The following is a 7,352-nucleotide window of genomic DNA, read 5'->3' as shown; positions in this document are numbered from 1 at the left end:
TCCCTGTTGGGAAACTGTATGGGGCAGGTGACAGCTTTTATAAAAGCATGATTGGAAAAGTAACGGTATTTTCTGGCACAACGGGAATCGTTGAAGTGAAAAAAGATAATGATGGCGCACTCATCTATGGCCCGTATTTTACCTTAAAGAAAGTATATGATGAAATCTGTTAATCCGTGATGGCAATCCAAGGCCCTTATTTTCTGGGTGCCCTCAATATGCTAAATTCCCGCAATGAGCAATGTTCACCCATTCCCCGCAGGCGGTAAATCCGCCAAACACTTGCGCAAGAAACGTAAACGCCTGACCGCCTATGGTCCGGCTCTGTTGCTGCAAGACATTGATAGCCAACCAGTAGATGTGCTCGATGCTATTATTCAGGCGGGTAGCCTGTACCTTGAACAGGCCGGTCAGGAACCCACTGCGGATGATTTGGCTGTCCCTTGCGCCCAGTTTCTGCAGACTATTCACGGCATGAATGCCCTGACGGAAGCGGCCAATGTGCTGATCTATGAAGCGCAGAGATACCCGGAATTAACGGATCAAGAAGCCGTGGATTGGTTGGTTCAACGGACCAAAGCCACACACAAGGTCATGCGCAAGCTGGATAAAATGCTTCCAACGAATGAATTTATTCTTTCTTCAGACAGTTTTGGACCGGACTTCATGGCGGAATACGCCACCAATGCTGCCATGCTGGTGGTCAGTTATTTTGCGGATGATCTACTGACTTACTATGACGAAAATTTCATCCAGACCAAGAAGGACCGGCGCAAGACGATGATGCTCGACTACCGGGATGCCTATCGGGAAGTGATTCAGGATTGCCAGATACACATAAACGCCCACGGCTTTCTGCTGAAAGAACTGGCTTCGGCGCAACGCGCATTGAATAAAGTAATGAAAGAACTATGACGGGTATCCAATGATTCTTGGGCACTCGTAAATGTTGACATTATTGACAACACCCAAGAAAACGAAAAAATCATTCCATGAAAGCAACCTTGATCACCCGCTTTAGGGATGTTGCACCTACCTAACGGTGACAATCTGAAAATGGTTGTTTGGCGCGTACCGCTATCAATGTGGATCAATTGATTGAGGATTTTATTGTAGAGGTGGAACGGTGGAAACGCGGACACTGACCATTACCGTACAACCGGACTGGCAGGCTGCTCTACGCAGTGCGGGCAACGCTGCTCAGTCTGAAACCTACCAGGGAGAAACCCTGAATTTTGAATCGGCGGATGTATTTCTTGGCCGACTAACGGCATTACGCTGGTCGTTACTACGCCAGATTATGCGGTTAGGGGATGTCTCCATCCGCGAGCTGGCCCGGCCAGATAGGTCGAGATGTGCGCCGCGTACATGATGATGTGGTAGTGCTCACGGAGCTCGGATTGATTGAGCGCACAGCCAGTGGGGGTGTACTGTGTCCTTTTGTGGATATTCATGTGGATTTGCGTTTTCGCAAGGCAGGTTAATCATTTTGTGCTTTGCTTTTTTCTCACAGCAACGCCTTGGGCGCCTGATCAAAATCGAAAGCCGCAAGCATATCGTAGGCGTGGCGATCACGTTCAGTCAGCGGATCAAGTCCAAAACGTGTCTCAATGAGTTTCAGTATGCTGCCCGTGTGTGCCAGATGGTGACCTACCAGACCTGAACGACTGAAAGGACTCACCAGTAGAGCTGGAGTACGCGTACCCAAGCCGAACGCATCAAGCTGTGGCGGTGACACAGAATCCCAGAAACCACCACCCTCATCATAGGTAATAAATATAGCGGTTTTCCCCCACGCAGGACCTTCCGAGACCGCTTTGAGCAAGGATTCTACCCAGTTCATCCCCGCCACGGGTGTATCCTCACCAGGATGTTCACTACGGGGACCTGCAGCCTTGATGAAGGAAACCGGCGGCAACTTTCCACTCCTGGCGTCATCCACAAAATCATTCGCACTGCGCATATGCCCTCGCCGCACATAATCATACCAGCGCTGGTAATATTGGAATGGATTGTGGTGAGGCACGTAGTGGCTTTCATGTATTTCATCAATCACTGCCGAACCGTCACCACAGTCAAAGGCGCTTTTCATTGCCCAGGGCTTGACCATCTCCCAATTCTCATTGTACCAGGCCCAATCCAGTCCAGCCGATTGCAGACGATCGCCAATGTTCGCATACGTTTGTTCTTCCGGGGGCGGATAATCTGCAGGAGATTTGTCGGAACGGACCACTGTTGGCCCCTGTACCGGGTTGAGATCGTTAATGAGTATCCCCTCATGATTGTAGGGTAAATCATAAAACGGATGCTCCCGGGCATCGAAAGGTGGATTTGCCGGACTTCTGCGATCTACAGGGGCCTTGGTATTGATGCAGGAACGGGCCGCAGCCAGGTACAACGCATTCCCGGTAGAGCCACCGCTCATCGCCTGAAAAAATCGGTCAAACAAGACATGTTTATCTGCCAATTGATGGTAGAAAGGTATGTTCGCCCTCTCATAATACCCAAGTACGGGACCAGTGGGTGCACTGAGACTGCGAGCGAGCTGGTCAGGAGAAAAGGTCTCCAAATCTTTGTGGGACAGATGTACATTTTTCTGCCCGAGCGCCAGGGCGACAAAACGGTCCATTTTCCCGTTATTGATTTCTGCCCGCATGCGAAAAAAATGATGGGTAGGATCCCAGCGTACCCCAGAATCAGATGGAATGTATGGCTCCAGATGAAAAGGTTTGTTCATCAAAGTCACATTTTGAAAACCGGGAACATCATTTGGCAATGGCAAAGTTTGATAGGGGGTCCCAGATATATCTTTCTGTAACCCGGTAAATCTTGGATCCACTTCACCTTGGGCATTCAAAAGGTTCAGAACTTTTGCACCATTTGGTGAACGATAGGTTCCGAAATAATGATCAAAGCTTCTATTTTCCTGAAAAATGACTACTATATGATCAATATTATTACGTAATTGATTATAGGATGTGGTACCGGCTGCTTTTGCCGAGGTCATGAGGTAGGGTGCAGTGATGATTCCAGCAGTGATTCCAAGCAGTTGCTTCATGAAATCACGTCGATATATGGTCTTTGTCATAAAAGTCTCCACGAGGTAATAATCAGCAATAATTGACCGTGCAGATAAGTACAGGGTTGCCAATGATCCAGATAATGGGACTTTGGCTCACCCTGCGTAGTAAATATCTAGAACTTTGCCGAAACGCTGAAGTAAACCAGCCTTGGTGCCCCGGCATACCCCACCAGTGCACCTGCCCCCAAGGGACCAAATTGGCCAGAACTTCCGCTATCTATCTGAACATAACGATTGTATTTGTTCCCAAGCAGATTCATGATATCCAATTTACTGCTGAGATAATTCAGACCCATGAAATGCACCGGTAATTTCGCACCTAATGAAAAATTAACCAGGGTAAAAGCAGGCATTTTGATATCTGGTGAGGGGGCGTTGGTGATGGAGTTAAATACCGCCTGCGGGCCGGTATAGGTCATCCACAACCGTGGTTCCAGATCCACGCCGGCGACGTAGTTCTGCGTATAGAACCCGACATTGGCGGTTTGGGAGGGGACATAGGGCAGGGGCAGACCATTATAGCTCTTCCCTCCCTGAATGGAGTAGTTAGTAAATTGTGCCTTTTCAAAACTCAGATTGGTAAACAGGTGTAGCCAATAAACAGGGTCATCTTCCAGAGAGATGTTGACGCCGTCATAATCGGATGTTCCCTGAGCATTGATCACCGAATTATCTGGCAAAGTAATGGGAATAAACTGATTTGAAAAATGCAGGAAATACCAGTTCACACTAGCGAGAAAGTTATGAAGATACGGTGCTTCTTTGACATGGAATTTCATGCCCGCCTGATACTCCTGACCCTTTTCCAGACTCAAGGCACTGGTCGGGATACTTTGAAATACCCCACCACCATCATCTGCAGCACCCGGAGTTTTATAAGCGACCGCATAGCTGGCAAATAATGCGAGATGTCGGGTTGGACGCCAGTTGATTGCCAAAGAGGGTTCCACCTGTTCATAGCTTTTCGAGGAAGCGGGAAGACTGGAGTCTGCGCCTTTTGGATCCAGTACACAGGCTGCCGGTGATTCTGCACACATATTGGGGGTATAACGGGTTTGGTAACCTACGACACGAACCCCGGGGGTGATATCCAGAGATTCAATGGGCGAGATGCGATCTTGCAGATAAGCGGCCAATGCCGTTGAATCAAATGTTTTATATAAATAGGTTTGCTTGAACGTAGCCGCCGGGTCATAGGTACCATAAGGAAAATTGTTATTTTCTACGGTATATCGTTCATTGATAAAATAACCACCATACTCCAACTCATTCCACGGCAAATGCGTAACAAAGCTCAGCTTATCACCATAGGCATTGGTATGTGGCGTATAATATTCATAGTCTTCAGGGAAAAATCGACTGATCTGGTAATGCAATCTATCCCCATGACGAAACCAGACCATGTTATGAAGCTCAGTACCCGCGCCAATATTCACATTCGTTTTCTGATAAAGCATCCATACGGTATTGCTGTCATCCTTGTACGGTAACGCACGATAAAAACCGGACGTTTGCTGACTGTACAGCGGGCCTGGAATTGGTTTTTTGTCGGCATCTTGACCATTTATAGTAATGCCTTCAATCGGCGACAACAGCTGCATAAAAGGCTTATAGGATTGTCCCTTTGCCAGATAGGCACCCAGACTGACATTACCGTTTGTAAAAGATTTAATTCCCTTGAAATACCAGGCATAGCTGTAACTCGACATATTGCTGCTGCCAAACGGCCGGACAATGGAACCCGCTGGAGAACTCAGATAACTATTACCGGAACTCGAACCCCCACCGATGACCGCAGCAAAACCATCATGCTCGCCGGTATTGATGGCAAAGTGGATATTTTTGAAATCATAGCTCCCATAGGTCATCCCGATTGTTGCACCGGCTTTTTTGGTCGGTTGCAGCGGAATATAGTTGATGGTACCCCCAATACTGTTGTACCAGCGACTGGCAGGATTACCGGGACCGTAGATAAGCCGAATTCCGCTGATCAGTGAAGATTGGTTCACATCGGGGGAAGCCCATAATCCCGTGGCAACGTTGGCCATGGGTACGCCATCAAAAGTCGTTGCGATACTGCCATCATCAATGGCCCCTCCAGGTATATGCCAGCCCTGCTTGACCCCATTGATACTAATCTGGGTCTTGCCACCACCCGTTGCCGTATAGCCGCTGATCACATTCACCCCGGGTGCCATACTCAGCATGTCATTACCTGACGCTCCGGGACCAGCCGCTTCAATCTGTTTTTTGCCGATGACCTTCTCTGCCAGTCCAGAGCGGAAGATCTGGCGCTGACTGGGTACCGCTGATTTTGGGGCGACATAAATGGAAGTATTGTCTGCTTTGGAGACCTCACCAACATTCACGGAACTGTCATCCCCTACGCTACGGGTGGAGGCGGTAATCGCATCCGCGATGGAGGTATCGGAGTGCAGCGCACATAGTGCGAGCAAAAGGCTTCCTGTCACACGATAGGTGTTTTTTGCTGTCATTTTCATGTCCTCTGGTAGAGCTTCTATTAACTGGAAACAAGAAGTCTAGACATGTAATGTGACAACATGATGAAGCTTTAATGACAAAACGATGACATAACCTCAAGACCACACCAAACTTTCTATAGCCTCATGTAAGCACCAAAAACCAAAGGCCCCGCCGGAAACCGGCGGGGCCTTTGCACATCCAGTACGACGATAAAATTACTTCATCATCGCCTTTTTGAACATGCGCTCTACCTTCTCATTGGCTTCTTCAGCCTTCTGGTTGGCAGCATTGGCAGTGCTCATGGCCTGATCAGCCGTGCTCTGTGCGGCATTAGCCTTGCTCAAAGCGTCAGTAGCAGTGCCCTGTGCGGCATTGGCCTTGGCAAGAGCCTCGTTGGCGGTGGACTGCGCGGCATCAGCCTTGGCAGAAACCTTAGCGAGGTCAGAACTGGTAGCGCAACCGGCCAGGCCCAAGGGCAAAATCAGCGCAGTCACTTTCAAAGCTGTGGTAAACTTGCTCATAGCAGTCTCCTTTGTTGGGTTGGAAAACGAGCAGATGAATCATAACTAAAAAAATAACCATACGCCAGCATCCACGTCACAATGGGTACTATTATTTTTCAATTTATCTGACAATAAAGGCAGCACAACACCACGCACAAGCTCGGATGCAATCGCAACCGATTGTTTTTAATAAATTTAATTTATCTCCTTGATTTTTTCCAGATTTTTTATAAAATATTGTTCCTTTTCATGATTTGAGAACAACGCCCGTCTGTGTTTCGACTGGGAACCGGCTCCAGAATGCCAGCTCAAAGCGGGAGAACCCTATGATTAAAAGTCTGTCTGCAGGAATGGGCGTTGCCCTGATGGCTTTATTATTACCGAATGCGCTGGCATTTAATTCTTCAGGATTGCCAGCCGGGATGCTCACTCAACTCACTCCGCAAACAGCCATCGTCGTGAACCCTTCTGGATCTGGCTCCCTGGAAAAAACCAGTGATCAAGGTAGTAACACCCGCAATGAATCTACTACTGGGCAAGGGGATGGCGCCCTCATCATTCACCATCAAGTTTTTTATTTGCGCCGGGTTACGGCATATAACGCTTTACCCAGCCAGACCAACAGCAATCCTGGCATGTCAGCCTGCGGACCCACCCGGCCTGATCAGATCGCCCTGTCGCCTGATCTTTTCTTTCGCAGCAATGGCAGCAATCGCTGTGGAGAACAAATCAACATCGTTCTCTCTTCGGGAAAAATCATTCATGGCATCGTATGGGACACCATGAATCCCCGTTACCACATGGCCGCCGATATTCTGATGGGCAGCGTCCAGCAAGCAATGGACTTTGGTGTTCGAAAAGCCCGCTTGCGTTTTGTGCATTCCAGCAAACCCAGTACCAGCGGCATCTGAACACTTCCGTTCAGGCCGGCCCCGCAGCCATCGTTGCCTCAATGTCTGCCACTTTTTTAGGGACATTTTGCGAAAGAATCTCGGGGTCGGCCGCTGTTACCACCACATCGTCTTCGATCCGGATGCCGATTCCCCGCCACCTTTCCGGTACCGAAAGATTCGCTGGAGCAAAGTACAGACCCGGCTCTACCGTCAATACCATTCCCGGTTCCAGTTTGCGCGAGGTCTTGTCTTTATTGCGATAATGTCCCACATCGTGCACATCCAGGCCCAACCAGTGACCGGTACCATGCATATAAAAAGCTTTAGAGGCTCCCTGTTCAATCAGGGCATCACGACTGCCTGAGAGGATTTTCAGTTCACGCAGGCCAT

General features: G+C 48.7%; 8 protein-coding genes. 4 read left to right on the top strand and 4 right to left on the bottom strand.

The features are described 5' to 3' along the window. Positions 1-234: 234 nt before the first annotated feature. The 3 genes from AC2VLY_RS11365 to AC2VLY_RS11355 all read left to right on the top strand — a co-directional run bounded on the left by AC2VLY_RS11365 (position 235) and on the right by AC2VLY_RS11355 (position 1,484). A complete protein-coding gene (locus tag AC2VLY_RS11365) occupies positions 235-915 on the top strand; it encodes a hypothetical protein (RefSeq protein WP_024892895.1) in 681 nt (226 codons plus the stop codon). A gap of 211 nt (positions 916-1,126) precedes the next feature. Then, complete coding sequence (locus tag AC2VLY_RS11360) at positions 1,127-1,372, top strand: HVO_A0114 family putative DNA-binding protein (RefSeq protein WP_486922306.1); 246 nt, start codon at positions 1,127-1,129, stop codon at positions 1,370-1,372. Further along, positions 1,356-1,484, top strand: a complete 129-nt coding sequence (locus tag AC2VLY_RS11355; RefSeq protein ID WP_486922305.1) for a hypothetical protein — start codon at positions 1,356-1,358, stop codon at positions 1,482-1,484. The genes AC2VLY_RS11360 and AC2VLY_RS11355 overlap by 17 nt, the downstream gene beginning before the upstream one ends. 23 nt (positions 1,485-1,507) lie before the next feature. Here AC2VLY_RS11355 and AC2VLY_RS11350 read toward each other — a convergent pair whose 3' ends face one another. From AC2VLY_RS11350 to AC2VLY_RS11340, 3 genes are all read right to left on the bottom strand, one after another. Next, positions 1,508-3,088 (bottom strand): phospholipase C, encoded by a 1,581-nt coding sequence (locus tag AC2VLY_RS11350; RefSeq protein WP_486893569.1) that lies wholly within the window; start codon positions 3,086-3,088, stop codon positions 1,508-1,510. A gap of 107 nt (positions 3,089-3,195) precedes the next feature. Continuing rightward, positions 3,196-5,577 (bottom strand): TonB-dependent receptor, encoded by a 2,382-nt coding sequence (locus AC2VLY_RS11345; RefSeq protein ID WP_486893570.1) that lies wholly within the window; start codon positions 5,575-5,577, stop codon positions 3,196-3,198. Between the two features lie 204 nt (positions 5,578-5,781). Then, positions 5,782-6,087 carry an Lpp/OprI family alanine-zipper lipoprotein gene (locus AC2VLY_RS11340; protein ID WP_193650227.1) on the bottom strand — a complete coding sequence of 102 codons (306 nt, stop codon included), beginning with the start codon at positions 6,085-6,087 and terminating at the stop codon, positions 5,782-5,784. Between the two features lie 308 nt (positions 6,088-6,395). Between AC2VLY_RS11340 and AC2VLY_RS11335 the strand changes: the two genes are divergently transcribed. Continuing rightward, positions 6,396-6,980: an RlpA-like double-psi beta-barrel domain-containing protein gene (locus tag AC2VLY_RS11335; RefSeq protein WP_486922304.1), complete on the top strand. Its 585-nt coding sequence runs from the start codon at positions 6,396-6,398 to the stop codon at positions 6,978-6,980. Between the two features lie 10 nt (positions 6,981-6,990). Here the strand turns inward: AC2VLY_RS11335 and AC2VLY_RS11330 are convergent. Further along, positions 6,991-7,352 (bottom strand): M24 family metallopeptidase (locus AC2VLY_RS11330; RefSeq protein WP_486922303.1); only part of this gene is annotated, 362 nt, incomplete at its 5' end.

The sequence above is a fragment of the Acidithiobacillus sp. TH-A36 genome, from assembly GCF_057473445.1.
The sequence above is the reverse complement of the archived record's forward strand: the minus strand, read 5'-3'. Positions and strand labels throughout refer to the sequence as shown.

What these genes read in the sequence shown, in the direction of transcription:
- AC2VLY_RS11365 (WP_024892895.1), top strand. Translation starts at nt 235, where the DNA reads ATGAGCAATGTTCACCCATTCCCCGCAGGCGGTAAATCCGCCAAACAC.
- AC2VLY_RS11350 (WP_486893569.1), bottom strand. Translation starts at nt 3,088, where the DNA reads ATGACAAAGACCATATATCGACGTGATTTCATGAAGCAACTGCTTGGA.
- AC2VLY_RS11345 (WP_486893570.1), bottom strand. Translation starts at nt 5,577, where the DNA reads ATGACAGCAAAAAACACCTATCGTGTGACAGGAAGCCTTTTGCTCGCA.
- AC2VLY_RS11340 (WP_193650227.1), bottom strand. Translation starts at nt 6,087, where the DNA reads ATGAGCAAGTTTACCACAGCTTTGAAAGTGACTGCGCTGATTTTGCCC.
- AC2VLY_RS11335 (WP_486922304.1), top strand. Translation starts at nt 6,396, where the DNA reads ATGATTAAAAGTCTGTCTGCAGGAATGGGCGTTGCCCTGATGGCTTTA.